The sequence below is a fragment of the Bradyrhizobium sp. SZCCHNR1053 genome (genome assembly GCF_032381235.1).
Taxonomy (GTDB): Bacteria; Pseudomonadota; Alphaproteobacteria; order Rhizobiales; family Xanthobacteraceae; genus Bradyrhizobium.
The window spans coordinates 52,797-68,694 of the sequence record NZ_JAUHJM010000018.1 but is presented as its reverse complement, the minus strand read 5'-3'; the positions used below and the strand labels follow the sequence as shown (position 1 = coordinate 68,694).

At 66.0% G+C, this 15,898-nt stretch carries 11 protein-coding genes and 1 pseudogene; 6 read left to right on the top strand and 6 right to left on the bottom strand.

What is annotated here, in order from left to right; translation table 11 throughout:
* Positions 1 to 33: 33 nt before the first annotated feature.
* A pseudogene (locus QX051_RS28255) lies at positions 34 to 1,677 on the top strand (lysine--tRNA ligase); the annotation flags it as partial.
* A gap of 687 nt (positions 1,678 to 2,364) precedes the next feature.
* Here QX051_RS28255 and QX051_RS28250 read toward each other — a convergent pair.
* Positions 2,365 to 3,126 (bottom strand): carbonic anhydrase family protein, encoded by a 762-nt coding sequence (locus tag QX051_RS28250; protein ID WP_315735811.1) that lies wholly within the window; start codon positions 3,124 to 3,126, stop codon positions 2,365 to 2,367.
* Between the two features lie 254 nt (positions 3,127 to 3,380).
* Here QX051_RS28250 and QX051_RS28245 point away from each other — a divergent pair, with 254 nt between their 5' ends.
* Entirely contained in the window at positions 3,381 to 3,725 is a 345-nt protein-coding gene (locus QX051_RS28245) for a DUF952 domain-containing protein (RefSeq protein WP_315778374.1), read from the top strand.
* Complete coding sequence (locus QX051_RS28240) at positions 3,722 to 4,816, top strand: quinone-dependent dihydroorotate dehydrogenase (protein WP_315735815.1); 1,095 nt, start codon at positions 3,722 to 3,724, stop codon at positions 4,814 to 4,816. Before QX051_RS28245 ends, QX051_RS28240 begins: the two co-directional genes overlap by 4 nt.
* A gap of 64 nt (positions 4,817 to 4,880) precedes the next feature.
* Here QX051_RS28240 and QX051_RS28235 read toward each other — a convergent pair whose 3' ends face one another.
* The 5 genes from QX051_RS28235 to QX051_RS28215 form a co-directional block, all read right to left on the bottom strand.
* Positions 4,881 to 6,185: an MATE family efflux transporter gene (locus tag QX051_RS28235; RefSeq protein WP_315778392.1), complete on the bottom strand. Its 1,305-nt coding sequence runs from the start codon at positions 6,183 to 6,185 to the stop codon at positions 4,881 to 4,883.
* Positions 6,186 to 6,292: 107 nt separating this feature from the next.
* A complete protein-coding gene (locus tag QX051_RS28230) occupies positions 6,293 to 7,027 on the bottom strand; it encodes an MBL fold metallo-hydrolase (protein ID WP_315778373.1) in 735 nt (244 codons plus the stop codon).
* Positions 7,028 to 7,040: 13 nt separating this feature from the next.
* Positions 7,041 to 7,349 (bottom strand): DUF6460 domain-containing protein, encoded by a 309-nt coding sequence (locus tag QX051_RS28225; RefSeq protein WP_315735819.1) that lies wholly within the window; start codon positions 7,347 to 7,349, stop codon positions 7,041 to 7,043.
* Positions 7,350 to 7,469: 120 nt separating this feature from the next.
* Entirely contained in the window at positions 7,470 to 9,344 is a 1,875-nt protein-coding gene (locus QX051_RS28220; protein WP_315778372.1) for an ATP-dependent DNA ligase, read from the bottom strand.
* Positions 9,341 to 10,387 (bottom strand): ligase-associated DNA damage response exonuclease, encoded by a 1,047-nt coding sequence (locus QX051_RS28215; protein ID WP_315778391.1) that lies wholly within the window; start codon positions 10,385 to 10,387, stop codon positions 9,341 to 9,343. The genes QX051_RS28220 and QX051_RS28215 overlap by 4 nt, the downstream gene beginning before the upstream one ends.
* A gap of 117 nt (positions 10,388 to 10,504) precedes the next feature.
* On the opposite strand from QX051_RS28215, the gene QX051_RS28210 reads away from it, so the two are divergent.
* The 3 genes from QX051_RS28210 (at position 10,505) to QX051_RS28200 (ending at position 15,854) form a co-directional block, all read left to right on the top strand.
* Positions 10,505 to 11,431 carry a methyltransferase domain-containing protein gene (locus QX051_RS28210; protein WP_315778371.1) on the top strand — a complete coding sequence of 309 codons (927 nt, stop codon included), beginning with the start codon at positions 10,505 to 10,507 and terminating at the stop codon, positions 11,429 to 11,431.
* Positions 11,432 to 11,539: 108 nt separating this feature from the next.
* Positions 11,540 to 12,769, top strand: coding sequence for an ABC transporter substrate-binding protein (locus QX051_RS28205; RefSeq protein WP_315778370.1), 1,230 nt, complete (start codon positions 11,540 to 11,542; stop codon positions 12,767 to 12,769).
* A 379-nt stretch (positions 12,770 to 13,148) separates the two neighbouring features.
* On the top strand, positions 13,149 to 15,854 hold the full coding sequence (locus tag QX051_RS28200; RefSeq protein ID WP_315778369.1) for a ligase-associated DNA damage response DEXH box helicase: 2,706 nt from the start codon (positions 13,149 to 13,151) through the stop codon (positions 15,852 to 15,854).
* Positions 15,855 to 15,898: the final 44 nt, after the last annotated feature.

Below are 15,898 nucleotides of genomic sequence, written 5' to 3'. Positions count from 1 at the left end.
TGCACTGACGTCTTCGGAGAAGTCTTTTTCACGATGTCCACGATCGATCTCGTCCCAACCAGCCCAAGCGACTTGCGCGCGCTCGCCGAACAATCCAACGCCTGGCCGTTCGAGCAGGCGAAAGCGATCGTCAACCGGCTGAAGAAGAACCCCAAGGACGAGGTGCTGTTCGAGACCGGCTACGGCCCGTCCGGCCTGCCGCATATCGGCACCTTCGGCGAGGTCGCGCGCACCACCATGGTCCGCCACGCCTTCCGCGTGCTCACCGAGGACAAGATCAAGACCCGCCTGATCGCGTTCTCGGACGACATGGACGGCCTGCGCAAGGTGCCGGACAACGTGCCGAACAAGGACATGCTGGCCACGCATCTGGGCAAGCCGCTGTCGCGCATCCCGGATCCGTTCTCCAACGAATATCCGTCGTTCGCCGCTCACAACAATGCGCGGCTGCGCGCCTTCCTCGACCGGTTCGGCTTCGACTACGAGTTCGCCTCCGCGACCGACTACTACACCTCCGGCAAGTTCGACGCGGCTCTGCTGCGCATGCTGGAGCGGCTCGAGAAGGTGATGGCGATCATGCTGCCGAGCTTGCGCGAGGAGCGCGCGGCGAGCTACTCGCCGTTCCTGCCGATCTGCCCGCGCACCGGCCTCGTGCTGTATGTGCCGATCGTCGAGCACGACGCCAAGGCCGGCACCATCTCCTACGACGATCCGGAGACCAAGGAGCGCATGACCGTTCCGGTGACCGGCGGCCATTGCAAGCTGCAATGGAAGCCGGACTGGGCGATGCGCTGGCATGCGCTGGGCGTCGACTATGAAATGGCCGGCAAGGACCTGATCGATTCGGTGAAGCTGTCGGGCAAGATCTGCGCGGCGCTCGGCGGCACCCCGCCTGAGGGCTTCAATTACGAGCTGTTCCTCGACGAGAAGGGCCAGAAGATCTCGAAGTCGAAGGGCAACGGGCTGACCATCGACGAATGGCTGCGCTACGCCTCGCCGGAATCGCTGTCGCTATTCATGTATCGCGAGCCGAAGGCGGCGAAGCGGCTGTATTTCGACGTCATCCCGCGCAACGTCGACGACTATCAGCAGTTCCTCGATGGTTTTCGGAAGCAGGACGCCAAGCAACAGCTCGGCAATCCGGTCTGGCACATTCATTCCGGAAAGCCGCCGAAGGCCGACATGCCCGTCACCTTCCAACTGCTGCTGACCTTGGTGTCGTCGTCGAACGCGGAGAATGCCGAGACGCTGTGGGGCTTCATCGGCCGCTACCGGCCCGGCGTGACGCCGCAGACGCATCCCAAGCTCGACGCGATGGTCGGCTACGCCATCAACTACTATCGCGACTTCGTGGCGCCGACCAAGACCTTCCGCGAGCCGACCGAGGGTGAGCGCGTGGCGCTGCAGGACCTGCGCGATGCGCTGTCGAACCTGCCGGCTGACGCGACGGCCGAGGACATTCAGAACGTGGTCTACGAGATCGGCCGCCGCGAGCCGTTCCTCGACCACGCCAAGAAGGGCAAGGACGGCCGCCCCGGTGTCTCGCTCGACTGGTTCAACATGCTCTACCAGGTGCTGCTCGGCCAGGAGAAGGGCCCCCGTTTCGGCTCCTTCGTCGCGGTCTACGGCGTGAACAATGCGGTGGCGATGATCGACGGGGCATTGGCGCGCTCGGCACCGCGGCCACCGCATCAAGCGGAGACTATAAGGTCGATCGCCAAACTCGCGCTCAACGACGCTTTGCAAATTCACGCGTTAATCGCTCTGTTGAGAGTGCAGAATTCGAAGGGGATCAATAGCCAGCTGTCCAAAGCAGGAGCTGCAAAAGCGGCCGCGGTCGCAAGGAATGCAATGATTGGCTATTTGGTTACTTTGGTCGCTCGCGCATATGCAGAGCCAAAGCAAGGTGATTTGCATCTGTGTGCCGCCGCAGAGATACTAAAGACAGACCAGACCTCCCGAGAGATATTCGATTGCGGTGATAAGCCGAAGAAGGTTGCGGACTTCGAAGAGTATTGGGCAAAGTGTCGAGGTGATCATCGCTTGCCAAAAATCAAGAACTTTCGCGATAAGCACACTGCACATCTCGGTGTCGTCCAAAATATACCTGAACCTGCTTATCGAGAGCTGTTTGAATTTGGCGAGGCGACGGCGCAAGCTATGGAATGGTTAGCGCTTGCAACGGGAGTGGCGGTCAACCCGATAGCGGGAAACAACGATTCGGCGCTCTCGGCTGAAGCTTTTTGGAAGCCGTGGCAGGAGAGTAGCTTTCTGTAATTCGAAACTTAGCTGATCCCTCCTTCTCTTTCGGAGTGAGAGACGGGTCAGTGTTAGGTTAGCAGTTTTCGGCGTCCGCGAATTTGACTACACCCCGTGCAGCACGAAGCGGCGGTCGAGCTTCTGCACCGGGCGCGCGTTCATCGGATACAGCTTGGCGAATTTCGTGACGTCCGCTTCCGCGACCGAGACCGGCTCGCTCAGCAGCAGCCATTCGACCACCTCTGAGCAGGGCGGCGTCGTCAGCGAGCCGGCATAGCGATAATAGGAGCGGCGTGCCGGCAGCATCATGTTGGGGTTGATGCGCGGATCGGCCTTGACCGCGGGACCCTCCTTGTCCGGCATCGTCGCCACGATCTGCGCGAAGGCGGGATTGGGCCGGCCGGTGGTCATGAGAACGCCGACCACGGCGAGCCCGCCCGACGCGGCGCGGTGGACGAAATGCGCCTCCATCGGATAGTTCTTGCCACCGATCTGATGCTCGCTCGGGCGATGGAAATGCACCTGCAGCAGCTTGTAGGTGGTGCCGTCGAGCTTCAGGGTGCTGCTGCCGTCGGCAAAGTTGAGCTGGATGGTGTGACCATTGTTGACGATGGTGTCGGCGGTCCTGGCCCAGCTCAGCTTGAAGTTGGGCAGTTGGGCCCGGGTCGAGTGCTCGATGTCGATGGGCGATTGCTGGGTGCCGACGCCGCAGACCTTGTTGGCCGCATCGAGATCCCCCCAATTGGCCGGTCCGGTCGCGCCCTCATAGCTCCAATGCGGGGCGCCCTCGGCGGCGAAGCCCGGGGTCGCGCAGGCGGGGCAGAGGGCGAGCCCCGCAAGAGCCTTCAAGACGTGGCGGCGGTCCATGGCAATCTCCAAAAGGTTCAAGCGTGGGCATGATCGGTTGCGAATCGCGCGCAACAGGAAAACCGAATCAGGTTAACCCTTGCTGAGGAACCGGCTGCGTCCTCGCGAACTCGCAGTCACTCGGGTGCAGCCTGAGCGGGGCGGCCGCCGGGCTGTCCCGGGCAAACGATGCTTGAGTTCGCCGCCCCCTGCCGATACGGTCGGCCGCTCCGAAAACATCAGCAAACTCAAGCTCGAGCCAGGACCGCGCGAAGGTGCCCAAAATCTACAAAATCTGCTCAGCTTCGGCCTGGCGCGAGGCGGAGCGGCTGGGCGTGTACCGCGGCAGCGCCGACGATCTGCGCGACGGGTTCATCCATTTTTCGACCGCCCCCCAGGTGCCGGAGACGGCCCGGAAGCACTTTTTCGGGCAGAGCGCGCTGTTCCTGGTCGAGGTCGAGGCGGATGCACTGGGTGGAGGCTTGCGCTGGGAGCGCTCGCGCAACGACGAGCTGTTCCCGCATCTGTATGGCGAACTCGATCTCGGCGCCGTGACCGCCGTTCACCAGTTGCACAGCCGTGCCGATGGCGGCCACGACATTCCGGACCTGAAGCCGTGATCCGCGCTTTCGACCAGCTCTCGCTGCCGCTGCTCCGCTGGCTCGACGCCGAGGATGCGCACCGGCTCGCCATCCAGGGCCTGAAGCTCTTGCCGGCGATCAAGCCGCGACCGGACGATGCGAAGCTCGCGGTGCGCGCCTTCGGGCTCAACTTCCCGAATCCGGTCGGCATGGCCGCCGGCTTCGACAAGAACGCCGAGGTGCCGGACGCGCTGCTGCGGCTCGGCTTCGGCTTCGTCGAGATCGGTTCGGTCACGCCGCGGCCGCAGAGCGGAAATCCGCGCCCGCGGCTGTTTCGGCTGGAGCGCGACGAGGCGGTGATCAACCGCATGGGCTTCAACAATGACGGCGCCGAAATCGTGTTGCGGCGGCTTGCCGGCCGCGCCCATCAGGGCGGCATCGTCGGCGTCAATGTCGGGGCCAACAAGGATTCGGCCGACCGCGTCGCCGATTACGTCCGGCTGATCGAGACCTTCGCGCCGGTGGCGAGCTACTTCACCGTCAACATCTCCTCGCCCAACACGCCGGGCCTGCGCAACCTGCAGCAGGCTTCTCAGCTCGACGAGCTGCTATCCAAGGTGCTGGAGGCGCGCGACCGTATCCGCCGCAAGGCCGGCGACACCCCGGTGCTGCTCAAGATCGCGCCGGATCTCAGCCTCGCCGAACTCGATGACGTCGTCCATGTCGCGCGCTCGCGCGGCGTCGACGGCATGATCGTGTCGAACACGACGCTCGCTCGGCCCAGCTCGCTGCGCGAGCAGTTGCGCGCCAAGGAGCAGGGCGGCCTGTCCGGGCGGCCGCTGTTCCGGCTGTCGACCCGGATGGTGGCCGAGACCTTCGTGCGCGTCGAGGGCGCGTTCCCGTTGATCGGCGTCGGCGGCATCGACACGGGCGGCGCCGCGCTCACCAAGATCCGCGCCGGGGCCAGCCTGATCCAGTTGTATTCCTCGCTGGTCTACAAGGGCCTCGGCCTGGTCGAGAGCATCAAAGCCGACCTGACCTCGACGCTGCTGCGCACGGGACGTGACTCCCTGGCGGAGATCGTCGGCGCCGACGCCGCGACGATCACGGCCGAGGATTGGCCGGTTTAGTTGCAGCCGAGCTGTCGCATCATTCACGCACGGCTTCATCCCCGCCTTCGCGGACGATGACAGCTCACATTGTCGGTCGAGTCGGGCTCTTCCCGAACGACGCCCGCAGCAGCGCCGGATAGCGTGCGGCCTGGAAGCCGCCGCGGGCGGCGTAGAAGCCGAGCATCGCGATCCACAGGCCCGTATTGCCGAAGCCGCGCAGCGCCAGCCAGATGCCGAGGAAGACGATCAGCGCCGCCACCATGAGATTGCGCATGTCGCGCGCCCAGGTGGCACCGATATAGACGCCATCGAACGCGAAGGCGAACACCGACAGCAGCGGCGAGGCCACCACGAATGGCAGATAGTCGCGCGCCGCGCGGCGCACCGCATCGTTTGCCGTCATCACGTCGATCAGCACCGGACCGAACAGCGCGAAGATCACGGCGACGGCGAGCGCGAAGCCGAAGCCCCAGGCGAGCACCAGCCTTGTGGCGCCGGAAAAGGCGTCGCGGTTGCGCGCGCCGAACGCATAGCCGCACAGCTGCTCGGCGGCGTTGGCGAGCCCGTCGAGGAAAAACGCGGCCACCAGCAGGAAATTGTTCAGCACCGCGTTGGCCGCCAGCGTCGTGTCGCCGGCACGCGCGCCTTGTGAGGTGAAGAACAGGAAGGCGACGATCATCGCCGCGGTGCGGATCATGATGTCGCGGTTGACGGCCATCATGTGCATCAGCTTGGCGCGGTCGAGCAGCGCAGCGCGCGATATCCGGGCGTCGGCTTTGACCAAGCGGCGCGCCAGCACCAGGCCGATCGCGACACCGACCGTCTCCGCGATCACGGCGGCAATCGCCGCGCCGGCGATACCGGCCTGCAGCATCTGGACGAACAGGATGGTCGCGGCCATGTTGATCAGGTTGATCGCGACCTGAACGGCCAGCGCCAGCCGTGCGCGGGCCAGTCCGACGAGCCAGCCGAGCAGCACGTAGTTGGCGAGCGCCAGCGGCGCCGACCATATCCGGACGATGAAATAGCTGCGGGCCGCGCTCAACACGGCGTCGCTGCCGCCCATGATGTCGAAGATGATCGCGCCCAGCGGCAGTTGCAGCGCGATCAGGGTGACGCCGATCAGGGCGGCCAGCGCCAGGCCGCGGATCAGGACCATCAGGATCTCGTCGCTCTCGCCGGCGCCGAGCGATTGCGCGGTGAAGGCGAGTGTGCTGGCGCGGAGGAAGGCGAACAGCCAGAACAGGCAATCGAAGATCACCGAGGCCATGGCGACGCCGCCGAGCATGGCCGCTTCGCCGAGCCGGCCGATCGCCGTGGTCGAGACGATGCCGATCAGCGGCGTGGTCAGGTTGGCGATCATCGCGGGACCCGCGATGTCGAACACCTGCGCAGTCGTGATTTTGGCTGAAACAGTCAAGAACATCTCGCTGATTGGCAAAGCGCGCGGCAAGCGCGTCTCTCCTGGTCTTAGCGGCCTTTCGCGTCTCTCAGCTAGAGGTCGATGCTCATGCCGTCATGCGCGGCCACATGGCCGATGCGGTCCAGCCGGCCCAGCATGTCGTCGCTCATATGGGTGAGCACCAGCCGCTTCGGCCCGATCTCGCCGAGATGCCCCTCCAGCGCCGCGAGGCTGAGATGGTTCTTCACCGCCTTGTCGTAGGTGTAGGCCTCGGCGATCAACAGGTCGGCGTCGCGGCCGAGCGGGATCAGGCTGTCGGTCCACTCGGTATCGGCGGTGTAGGCGACGATCTTTCCCTCGGCCTCGATCCGGTAGCCGAGAAACGGTCCGCCCGAATTGCCGTGGACGACTGGAAACGGCGTCACGCAGACCGCGCCGAAGCGCGTTGGCTGCTCAGGCGCGAGCTCGATCACCGACAGTTCGAACTTCCGCGGCGTGCGCGACGAATGCTCGAACAGCGCTTCCATCACCTGCGTCAGCCGCGCCTCGATGCCGACCGGGCCGACGATCACCAGCGGCTGCGTCCGGCGCGAAAACTGCGCATCGAGCAGCAGGAACGGCAGGCCGGCGAAATGATCGCCATGGAAATGCGTGATCAGGATCAGTTCGATATCGTTGCAGGCGATGCCGAGCCGCTTCAGCGCCGGCAGCGACGAGGCGCCGCAGTCGATCAGGAGATTGGTGCGCAAGCCGGTCAGATGGAAGCAGGTGTTGGACCTGCCGCCCGAGCCGAACGCGTCACCGCAGCCGACGAAGCGGAGCTGCATCGGCTGCGTCTCTCTACCGGCCGCGCGGGGCGAACAGCCGCGACAGGAACCAGATCGGGATCACGATCACGGCGCCGAGCAGGAAGTAGCGCCACAGCCAGTTGAAGGCGTCGAAGCCGAGCTCGTACAGCCGGATGAACAGCAGCCGGATGCTGTGCAGGATGTTCAAGGGATCGAAGCCGATCGCCGACAGCACCACGCCGACCAGGATCGACAGCAGGACCAGCCGGAACGCCACCGACAGCGGCGAGCCGCCGAGAAAGCGATACAGGCCATCCGAGCTGCGGGCGCGGGCCGGATAGTCCCTGATGTCGTTCGACATGTCATCGTCTCCAGGCGGGTTCGTCGGATTCGCGAGCCCGATTATAAAGCACGGCAGGGCAGGTGGGGAACCCGGCTCGCCGCCGCAAGCTGGTTACTGGCATTTAATGTTCCCGCGCTGTCACGCCGGGGTCTCGCTCTTCAGCATGCGCTCCAGCGTCTCCAGCCGGTCGGCGTCGCGCGGTGGCTTGTCCCAGCGCAACCGGTTGATGCGCGGAAAGCGCATCGCGATGCCGGATTTGTGCCGCGGCGAGCGCTGCAGGCGCTCGAACGCCACTTCGAGCACCAGCCCCTGCCCGGGCTCGTGCACGACGTGGCGGACGGGACCGAACTTCTCCGTGGTGTTGCGGCGGACGAAGCGGTCGATCTGCAGCAGCTCCTCGTCGGTGAAGCCGAAATAGGCCTTGCCGACGGGCACCAGCTGATCGCCGCCGTCTCCCGCCGTCCAGACGCCGAACGTGTAGTCGGAGTAATAGGACGAGCGCTTGCCGTGGCCGCGCTGCGCATACATCAGCACGGCGTCGATGATGTGCGGATCGTGCTTCCACTTCCACCACTGCCCCTTGGGACGCCCCGGCAGATACAGCGCGTCGCGCCGCTTCAGCATCACGCCTTCCACGGCCTCGGCATCGTCGCCGGCCCCGGCCGAGGCGGGATTGGCGCGCGCAGCCCTTAACGCGTCCCAGGTCGCGAACGCAATGGTCGGTGACAGGTCGACGCGCGGATCGTCCAGGCGCTTGATGAACGCCTCCAGCTTCGCGCGGCGCTCGGCGAACGGCAGCTCGCGCAGGTCATCGTCCTCATCGCCGAGCAGGTCGTAGGCCCGCAAGTGGATCGGGTACTCCTTCATCAGCTTCGGCGACACCGATTTGCGGTTCAGCCGCTGCTGCAGCACGTTGAAGCTCTGCACGCGCTGATCGCGCACCACCAGCAGCTCGCCGTCGAGCGCGCCGGGCAGATGCAGCGATGGCAGCAGGTCCGGAAAGCTTCCCGTGATGTCCTCACCGCTGCGCGAATACAGCCGTGTGACGACGCGGCCGTCGGCCTCGCGGCCGCTCACCGCCTGCACGCGGATGCCGTCCCATTTCCATTCCGCGATGTAGTCGGCCGCGTTCATGCCGGCGAAGTCGTCGTCCTCGACCGCATGCGCCAGCATCACAGGGCGGAACGGCGCGGGATCGCGGTTGACCGGCTTGTCGCCGCGGCCCTCCAGCCACGCGAACAGGTCGAGATAGGGCGGCGCGAGGCCCGGCCAGATCAGCTCGACCTCGTGCGGGTCCTTGTCGCCGAGCGCGGCCGCTGCGGTCTTCGCGAGGCGCGCGGAGATGCCGATGCGCAAGCCCCCGGTGACCAGTTTCAGCAGTGCCCAGCGCCCGGTCTCGTCGAGCTCATCCAGCCAGCGCGCCAGTTGCCGCGGCATCTCGGTCTTGCCGAGGGTGCGCAGGGTGGTAACGACCTCGGTCAGCGTCGGCGGTGGCGGGTTGTTGTGGCCGGGTGCGGGGTCCCTCGTGAGACCGCCCGTGGGGGCCCCCCCTCCCTGACCCTCCCCCACAAGGGGGGAGGGAACGGAGAGAGCGGTTGTGGGGGACGGGAGACGTGAAGGGGGAGCGATGCTCGATGCAGCCCGAGACAGCAACTCCGAACGCGCCAGCGCTCCCTCCCCCCTTGTGGGGGAGGGGTGGGGAGGGGGGTACCCAGGAACGAGCTGCTGATGATGCGCCCTGTCCTTCGGCCACATCAGCGCGACGGTCTCCGAGAGATCCCCCACATAATCATACGACAGCGCGAACAGCACCGGATCGGTGCGCGCGGCGATTATTTCGCGGATCAGCGCCGGCTTGGCGTGCTTGAACGACAGCGCGCCCGTCAGCGCGCCCAGCGCGTAGCCGCGATCGGGATCCTCGACCTCGCGGAAGTACGACGTCAGCAGGCGCAGCTTGTTGTTGCGGCCGGGCTCATAGGCGAGGCGGTCGAGCAGCTCGGCGAAGCGGTTCATGCCTCCGCGTCCTCCGTCGCCACCACCTCGCTCTCCTCCTCGTCGCCATAGCCGACCAGGTCGAGCGGCCGGGCCGCCAGGCCCTTGCTCCGGCACCAATGCACCAGCGCGTCCTCCTGGCCGTGGGTGACCCACACCTCGCTTGCGCCGGTCGCCGCGATGGTGGCGGTCAGCCCGTCCCAGTCGGCATGGTCCGAGATCACCAGCGGCAGCTCGACGCCGCGTTGCCGGGCGCGGGCGCGCACCCGCATCCAGCCCGAGGCGAAGGCCGTGACGGGATCGGGAAAGCGCCGCGTCCACAGGTCGGAGGTCGCGCTCGGCGGCGCCAGCGTGATCGTGCCGGCGAGCTCGGCCTTCTTGACGCCCTTCACAGGCCTCAGCTCGCCCAGCGCGATTCCCTTGTCCCGATAGTAGCGCGTGATCCTCTCCATCGCGCCATGCAGGTAGATCGGCTGCTCATAGCCGGCCTCGCGGATCAGCGCGATCACGCGCTGCGCCTTGCCGAGGGAATACGCGCCGACCAGATGCGCGCGGTCGGGAAACAGCGCCACCGAGGCCAGCAGCTTGTTCACTTCCAGCGCTGCGTCGCCGTGACGGAACACAGGTAGGCCGAACGTCGCCTCGGTGATGAAGACGTCGCATTGTACCAGCTCGAACGGCGCGCAGGTCGGATCGCGCGCATCCTTGTAGTCGCCGGATGCGACGATGCAGGTCCCGCCACAGGACACCTTGATCTGCGCCGAGCCGAGCACGTGACCGGCGGGATGAAAGCTCGCGGTGACGTCGCCGAGCCTGATCTCCTCGCCATAGCCGATCGCCTGGATCGAGCCCGCAAAATTCTCGCCATAGCGCAGCCGCATGATGTCGAGCGTCTCCTGCGTCGCCAGCACGGCGCCGTGGCCGGCACGGGCATGATCGGAATGGCCGTGGGTGATCAGCGCCCGCTCGACCGGGCGCACGGGATCGATGTGAAAGCCGCCGGCCTTGCAGCACAGGCCGGAGGGAACGGGCAGCAGGATGTCTTGCGGGCGCATGCCGGTCATATAGGTCACGCAAGACGCGTTTTCAGGTCGTGCCAGTTTCCATCTCGTCATGCGCGGGCTTGACCCGCGCATCCATCTCCTCGATGAGAAGCCCGAATTGACGATGATGGTTCCAGCATGCCCAACCGCCTGTTCCTGTCCTCCGGCGATCTGATCGCCGACCGCCGCTACGAGTTCGCCCGCGACCTGCAATTGAAGGGCGACCTGGTCGCGGCCGCCGAGGTGATGGAGCAGGCCATCGAGGTCGCCCCCAGCTTCGCTTCGGCCTGGTTCGAACTCGGCAAGATCAGGATCGCGCTCGGTGAAACCGACAAGGCAATCTCTGCCTTCCGGAACGCCTGCGTTGCCGATCCGGATGACCGCCACGGTGCCGCTGTGCGTCTGATGCAGCTCGGCGCCGCGCCGCTCTCGGACATGCCGAAGGCCTATGTGCAGTCGCTGTTCGACCAGTACGCGCCGCGCTTCGAGGCCGAACTGATCGAGCGGCTCAACTACCGCGCGCCGGCGATCCTGTTTAAGGCCGTGCTCGCGGTGCGCGCGGCCGAGCGCAAGCCGGCCTATTTCAAGCGCGCGATCGATCTCGGCTGCGGCACCGGGCTGGGTGCAGCGGCGTTCGCCAGCAACGTCGACAGCTTCATCGGCATCGACCTGTCGGCCGGCATGATCGCGGAGGCGCGCGCCACCGGGCTCTATGCCGGGCTCGAGGTCGACGACATGACCGCAGGGCTGCAGCGCCAGGACGTTGCGTCTGCTGATCTCATTCTCGCAGCCGATGCGATGGTCTATGTCGGCGACCTCGGCCCGGTGCTGCGCGAGGCGCAACGTGTGCTGGCGCCGGACGGGCTGCTGACCTTTACCGTTGAGACCCATGACGGCGACGGTGTGATCATGGGGAAGGGGCTGCGTTATGCCCATGGAGCGGAATATGTCCGTGGCGTGATCGCGGCCGCGGGATTGACGCTGGCCCATCTCGAGCCGGCGTCGCCGCGCACCGAGGAGCAGCTGCCGGTGCGCGGGCTGGCCGTGGTCGCCGTCAGGACTTGAGTCTACACGCTATTGAATGCGCTGCACGCAGCGTCCAATGCGGCAACTTCGCTCTTGCCGCAGCTCTCCCGATGCCAAAAAATGTCGGTAGTCTAGGGAGAGACAAAAATGAAAAAACATCTGACGCGGCGCGATTTCTGCGCCACCGCGCTTGCGACCATCGGCGCTTCATCCATCGCGTCGCCCCATGTCTGGGCTGCCGAGAAGAAATATGATGCCGGCGCCAGCGACACCGAGATCAAGATCGGTCAGACCATTCCGCATTCCGGTCCCGGTTCGCTGTACGGCGTGCTCGGCCGGGTGGGTGAAGCCTATTTCCAGATGCTCAACGAGCAGGGCGGCATCAACGGGCGCAAGGTCAAGTTCTTGACCATGGACGATGCCTATAGCGCACCGAAATGCGTCGAGGCGACGCGGCGGCTGGTCGAGCAGGACGAAGTGCTGGCGCTGTACGGCTCGCTCGGCACTGCGCCGCAGACCGCCGTGCACAAATACCTCAATTCCAAGGGCGTGCCGCAGCTGCTGCTCAACACCGGCGCCTCGAAGTGGAATGATCCGAAGAACTACAAATGGACCATGGCGGGGCTGCCGCTCTATCCGACCGAGGCGCGCATTCTCGCCAAGCACGTGCTGAGCGTGAAGCCGGAAGCCAAGATCGGCATCCTCTATCAGAACGACGATTTCGGCCGCGACTTCCTGGGACCGTTCAAGAAGGTGCTGGCCGACGCCGGCGGCAAGGCGCAGGTGATCATGGATCAGACCTATGATCTCACCGAGCCGACGGTGGACTCGCAGCTGATCAATTTGTCGAAGTCCGGCGCCGACGTGTTCTACAACATCAGCACGGGAAAGGCCTCGTCGCAGTCGATCCGCAAGGTGGCCGAGCTCGGCTGGAAGCCGCTGCAGCTGCTGTCGGCGGGCTCGACCGGCCGTTCGATCCTGTCCGCCGCCGGCCTCGAGAATGCCAAGGGCATCGTCGCGATCCGCTATTCCAAGGACGCCGGCGTGCCGCAGTGGAAGGACGATCCGGACGTGAAGGGCTTCGAGGCGCTGCGCGCCAAGTACCTGCCCAGCATCGATCCCGACAACACCATCGCCTATGCCGGCTACGGCCAGGCGGTGTCGATGGGCGAGATCCTGCGCCGCTGCGGCGATACGCTGACGCGCGAGAACGTGCTGAAGCACGCCACGACACTCGCCGGCTTCCACTCGCCGTTCTTCCTCGACGGCGTCAACTATGCCTACACGCCGGACGACTACACGCCGATGAAGACGCTCTACATCTCGATCTTCGACGGCAAGGACTGGAGCATCTCCGAGAAGCCGATGACGGAGTAGGGGGCAGCGGTCTCATTCGTCATTGCGAGCGAAGCGACGCAATCCAGAGTTCCTCCGCGGACGCAGTCTAGATCGCTTCGTCGCTTCGCTCCTCGCAATGACGATGTGGCGAGGGATGCAGCCTCAAACTCCGCTGTCGTCCCTGCCTAGTGCGCAATTGCGCACGCGGCGCAGGGATCCATAACCACCGGCTTTGTTGGGACGATGACTGGCAGTATGCGTCTCACCGATGCCGCGGTATGGGTCCCTGCGTTCGCGGGGACGACGGCGGAGCGTGGCGAGGCGCTGGCGCTTCAGGATAGGCTGGCACGGCAGCCGTGAAGGCTAAGGCGCCTATCCGCCCCTCGACGAACCGCGGGCGACTGCCTACCTTCCCCCGGTGCCGCCCCGCGTCTCACCAGTCCCGCCTGACGACAGCGCCGCCTTGCCCGACCATTTCACCGAATGGTTCGCGGCGCGCGGCTGGGCGCCGCGCGCGCATCAGCTGGCGCTGCTGGAGAAGGCGCGCGCGCAACGCTCGGCGCTGCTGATCGCCCCGACCGGCGCCGGCAAGACGCTCGCCGGGTTCCTGCCGACCCTGGTGGAGCTCGGCTCCGCCGTCGCGCCGAAGCATCGTTCTGTTCTTGCCAAGCCATCCGCTCTCTCCACTCCCTCCCCCCTTGTGGGGGAGGGGCGGGGAGGGGGGCCTCCGGCGGCGGTGTCGATGGTGGCACCCGGCACCGAGCCGAATGCACTGGTCGAACTCGCGAACACGGAAAAGAGCAAGCAGACGGCGAACCGCATCCCGCGACCCGCCGGCCTGCACACGCTCTATATCTCCCCGCTGAAGGCGCTCGCGGTCGACATCGCCCGCAACCTCGAGGCGCCGATCTCGGAGATGGGCCTGCCGATCAAGGTCGAGACCCGCACCGGCGATACGCCGGTGTCGCGTCGGCAGCGCCAGCGCCGCTATCCGCCGGACATTTTGCTGACGACGCCCGAGCAGATGGCGCTGTTGCTGTCGTCCGACGATGCGCCGTTTCTGTTTTCCTCACTGAAGCGCGTGGTGCTCGACGAGCTGCATGCACTGGTGACCTCCAAGCGCGGCGATCTGCTGTCGCTCGCGCTGGCGCGGCTGTGGCGGCTTGCGCCGGACATGCGCATGATCGGCCTGTCGGCGACCGTCGCCGAGCCCGAGCAGCTCGCGCGCTTCCTGGTGCCGCAGCCAAGCGGTGGCATAGCCGCGGCCGATGTCGTGGTCGCCGGCGGCGCCGCGCCGCCGGTGGTCGAGATGCTCGACACGCAGGAGCGGCTGCCGTGGGCCGGCCACAGCGCGCGCCATGCGCTGGCCGAGATGTACGAGCTGATCAAGCGAAACAAGACCACGCTCGTGTTCGTCAACACCCGCAGCCAGGCCGAGATGCTGTTCCAGGAGTTCTGGCGCATCAACGACGACAATCTCGCCATCGCCCTGCATCACGGCTCGCTCGACGTCGCGCAGCGCCGCAAGGTCGAGGATGCCATGTCGGCAGGCAGGCTGCGCGGCGTCGTCTGCACCTCCTCGCTCGATCTCGGCGTCGACTGGGGCGACGTCGATCTCGTCATCAATGTCGGCGCGCCCAAGGGCTGTTCGCGGCTGATGCAGCGCATCGGCCGTGCCAATCACCGGCTCGACGAGGCTTCGCGGGCGGTGCTGGTGCCGGCCAACCGCTTCGAGGTGCTGGAATGCTCGGTCGCGATCGATGCCATCGCCGACAATGCGCAGGACACGCCGCCCTTGCGCACCGGCGCGCTCGACGTGCTGGCGCAGCACGTGCTCGGCTGCGCCTGCGCCGAGCCGTTTCTCAGCGACGAACTCTATGTGGAGGTCATCACTGCGGCCCCCTATGCGTCGCTGTCGCGCGCGGATTTCGGCGATGTCGTCGACTTCGTCGCCACCGGCGGCTACGCGCTGAAGACCTATGAGCGCTTCGCGCGCATCAAGCAGGATGCAAAAGGACGCTGGCGCGTCGCCAATCCCAAGGTGCGGCAGAGTTATCGCTTGAACGTCGGCACCATCGTCGAGGAGGCGATGCTGAAGGTGCGGCTGGTGCGCTCGCGCGGCGGCGGCGCCGGTTCGACCGGCGCGATCGCGCGCGGCGGCAGGCTGCTGGGTGAGATCGAGGAGGCGTTCATCGAAGGGCTCACGCTCGGCGACACGTTCGTGTTCAGTGGCGAGATCGTGCGCTATGAGGCGCTGGCCGAGGACCAGGTGTATGTGTCGCGCGCCAACGATGCCGATCCCAAGGTGCCGTCCTACATGGGCGGCAAGTTTCCGTTGTCGACCTATCTCGCCGATCGCGTCCGCGGCTTGCTGGATGATCGCCGCGCATGGTCGGCCTTGCCGGAGCAGGTGCGCGACTGGCTGTTGCTGCAGAAGGACGTGTCGCGCGTGCCGGCGCGCCGCGAGCTGCTGGTCGAGACCTTCCCGCGCTCCGACAAGCATTATCTCGTCTGCTATCCGTTCGAGGGCCGGCTCGCGCATCAGACGCTGGGCATGCTGTTGACGCGAAGGCTGGAGCGGGCGCGCGTCCGGCCGCTCGGCTTCGTCGCCAATGAATATGCGCTCGCGGTGTGGGGGTTGGGCGACATGTCGTTGATGGTCAGCCAAGGCCGGCTCGATCTCGCCGCCTTGTTCGATCCGGACATGCTGGGCGACGACCTCGAAGCGTGGCTGGCCGAATCGGCGCTGATGAAACGCACGTTCCGGTCCTGTGCGATCATCTCCGGCCTGATCGCGCGGCGTTCGACGACCGAAGAGAAGACCCGCCGCCAGGTGCTGTTCTCGACCGATCTGGTCTACGACGTGCTGCGCCGGCATCAGCCCGATCACATGCTGTTGCGCGCCGCGCGCGCCGATGCCGCCACCGGCCTGCTCGATCTGAAGCGGCTCGGTGATATGCTCCAGCGCATCAAGGGACGAATCACCCATCGGGAACTCGATCGCGTCTCGCCGCTGGCGGTGCCGGTGATGCTGGAAATCGGCCGCGAATCCGTCTATGGCGAGGCCGCTGACGAGCTCCTGGCGGAAGCCGCCGAGGAACTCGTGAAGGAAGCGATGGGGTAGATTGAGAAGCGAGGCGGCTTTGCGGGGGACTTTCTGCGCATCGG

Bases quoted from the DNA above. Each gene is read 5' to 3' on its own strand.
- QX051_RS28250 (WP_315735811.1), bottom strand. From the start codon at position 3,126: ATGGACCGCCGCCACGTCTTGAAGGCTCTTGCGGGGCTCGCCCTCTGC.
- QX051_RS28230 (WP_315778373.1), bottom strand. From the start codon at position 7,027: ATGCAGCTCCGCTTCGTCGGCTGCGGTGACGCGTTCGGCTCGGGCGGC.
- QX051_RS28225 (WP_315735819.1), bottom strand. From the start codon at position 7,349: ATGTCGAACGACATCAGGGACTATCCGGCCCGCGCCCGCAGCTCGGAT.
- QX051_RS28220 (WP_315778372.1), bottom strand. From the start codon at position 9,344: ATGAACCGCTTCGCCGAGCTGCTCGACCGCCTCGCCTATGAGCCCGGC.
- QX051_RS28215 (WP_315778391.1), bottom strand. From the start codon at position 10,387: ATGACCGGCATGCGCCCGCAAGACATCCTGCTGCCCGTTCCCTCCGGC.
- QX051_RS28210 (WP_315778371.1), top strand. From the start codon at position 10,505: ATGCCCAACCGCCTGTTCCTGTCCTCCGGCGATCTGATCGCCGACCGC.
- QX051_RS28205 (WP_315778370.1), top strand. From the start codon at position 11,540: ATGAAAAAACATCTGACGCGGCGCGATTTCTGCGCCACCGCGCTTGCG.